2 tRNA genes and 2 rRNA genes (2 of these 4 cut by a window edge) are annotated in these 2,500 nt (G+C 50.2%); all 4 read left to right on the forward strand.

Going from position 1 to position 2,500, the window contains the following annotated elements:
• A 16S ribosomal RNA gene (locus ACRSCF_RS03205) occupies positions 1-18 on the forward strand; it begins 1,514 nt to the left of the window's first position.
• Between the two features lie 85 nt (positions 19-103).
• Positions 104-180: transfer RNA gene (locus ACRSCF_RS03210), tRNA-Ile, on the forward strand.
• A 30-nt stretch (positions 181-210) separates the two neighbouring features.
• Positions 211-286, forward strand: a tRNA-Ala gene (locus ACRSCF_RS03215).
• 391 nt (positions 287-677) lie between these two features.
• Positions 678-2,500: ribosomal RNA gene (locus ACRSCF_RS03220) — 23S ribosomal RNA — on the forward strand; it runs 1,048 nt beyond the window's last position.
• Together the 16S and 23S rRNA genes with 2 tRNA genes alongside form the textbook arrangement of a ribosomal RNA operon.

The raw sequence follows: 2,500 nt of genomic DNA on the forward strand, positions 1-2,500 counted from the left end.
GGCTGGATCACCTCCTTTCTGGAAAACTGCTGTTCAAGTTGAACGCCCACACTTATCGGTTGTTGGAACAAGCCATGTGCCCTGGTAGCAGGGTGCGTGGACTGGGTCTGTAGCTCAGCTGGTTAGAGCACCGTCTTGATAAGGCGGGGGTCGTTGGTTCGAGCCCAACTAGACCCACCAAGATTCCAATGTCTGGTTGTCGAGGATCCCGGGGGATTAGCTCAGCTGGGAGAGCACCTGCTTTGCAAGCAGGGGGTCGTCGGTTCGATCCCGTCATCCTCCACCAAGATCGCCTGGTGGCAACAAGCGAAGAGCTTGCAGGATGAGAAAAGCACGAAAAAAGCGTGCTATAATATTTGACTCAACACTAAAGCAGTCTCGTGTGAGACTGCTTTAGTGTTGATAGTTATCCAACTATCAATCGGCTGTTCTTTAAAAATTCATAGAGTCGAAATCAGCGTTGCTGACGGAAAGAGATTTCAATCTCACCGTGCCGTCAGCAACATTTTGATTGCGTCAAAACGAATGAAACTTTGTTTTATTCAAGTAATGACGAATCTTTCTCTGACAGCAATGTCAAAGAATCATTCACATTACGGCATAACGCGCGAGGTGAAAGACCTCGCAAGTCCTTGAAAGAAAACGGCGAAATCTCGCAAGAGAGATCAAAGTTATAGGGTCAAGTGACTAAGAGCATGTGGTGGATGCCTTGGCGATGATAGGCGACGAAAGACGTGATAGCCTGCGATAAGCTTCGGGGAGCTGGCAAATAAGCTTTGATCCGGAGATTTCTGAATGGGGAAACCCACCCGCAAGGGTATCGCATACTGAATACATAGGTATGCGAGGCGAACCTGGAGAACTGAAACATCTAAGTACCCAGAGGAAAAGACATCAACCGAGATTCCGAAAGTAGTGGCGAGCGAAATCGGAACAGCCTTCTAGTGATAGTCAGACGGTTAACAAAACGGAATGGAAAGTCCGGCCATAGTAGGTGATAGCCCTGTATGTGAAAACCGACTGGTGGTACTGAGCTAGAGAAAAGTAGGGCGGGGCACGAGAAACCCTGTCTGAATATGGGGGGACCATCCTCCAAGGCTAAATACTCATCATCGACCGATAGTGAACCAGTACCGTGAGGGAAAGGCGAAAAGAACCCCGGGAGGAGTGAAATAGATCCTGAAACCGCATGCTTACAAAAAGTAGGAGCCCGCAAGGGTGACTGCGTACCTTTTGTATAATGGGTCAGCGACTTACATTCAGTGGCAAGGTTAACCGAATAGGGGAGCCGTAGAGAAATCGAGTCCGAATAGGGCGTCCAGTCGCTGGGTGTAGACCCGAAACCAAGTGATCTATCCATGGCCAGGATGAAGGTGCCGTAACAGGTACTGGAGGTCCGAACCGACTAGTGTTGCAAAACTAGCGGATGAGCTGTGGATAGGGGTGAAAGGCTAAACAAACTTGGAAATAGCTGGTTCTCTCCGAAAACTATTTAGGTAGTGCCTCAAGTATTACCTGCGGGGTAGAGCACTGTTTAGGCTAGGGGTCATGGCGACTTACCAAACCTATGCAAACTCCGAATACCGCAGAGTACAGCTTGGGAGACAGAGCACCGGGTGCTAACGTCCGGACTCAAGAGGAAACAACCCAGACCGCCAGCTAAGGTCCCTAAAATTGGCTAAGTGGGAAACGAAGTGGGAAGGCTAAAACAGTCAGGATGTTGGCTTAGAAGCAGCCATCATTTAAAGAAAGCGTAATAGCTCACTGATCGAGTCGTCCTGCGCGGAAGATGTAACGGGGCTAAGCCAGTTACCGAAGCTGCGGATTTGCAATTTATTGCAAGTGGTAGGAGAGCGTTCTGTAAGCCTGTGAAGGTGCCTGGTAACGGGTGCTGGAGGTATCAGAAGTGCGAATGCTGACATGAGTAGCGTTAAAGGGGGTGAAAAGCCCCCTCGCCGTAAGCGCAAGGTTTCCTACGCAACGTTCATCGGCGTAGGGTGAGTCGGCCCCTAAGGCGAGGCAGAGATGCGTAGCTGATGGGAAACAGGTCAATATTCCTGTACCGATGTGTAGTGCGATGTGGGGACGGAGAAGGTTAGCTCAGCCAACTGTTGGATATGTTGGTTCAAGCCTGTAGTCGTGCCTGGTAGGCAAATCCGCCGGGCTTAGATGAGGGGTGATAACGAGTCTGCTTGCAGACGAAGTGAGTGATACCCTGCTTCCAGGAAAAGCCACTAAGCTTCAGCTACACACGACCGTACCGCAAACCGACACTGGTGCGCGAGATGAGTATTCTAAGGCGCTTGAGAGAACTCTGGAGAAGGAACTCGGCAAATTGATACCGTAACTTCGGGAGAAGGTATGCCGCAAGTAGGTGAACTTGTACAAAGGGAGCCCAAAGCGGTTGCAAAAAATCGGTGGCTGCGACTGTTTAATAAAAACACAGCACTCTGCAAACACGAAAGTGGACGTATAGGGTGTGACGCCTGCCCGGTGCTGG

The sequence above is a fragment of the Delftia sp. 11MD genome, assembly GCF_050907895.1.
In the GTDB taxonomy this organism is placed as follows: Bacteria; Pseudomonadota; Gammaproteobacteria; order Burkholderiales; family Burkholderiaceae_C; genus Comamonas; species Comamonas tsuruhatensis.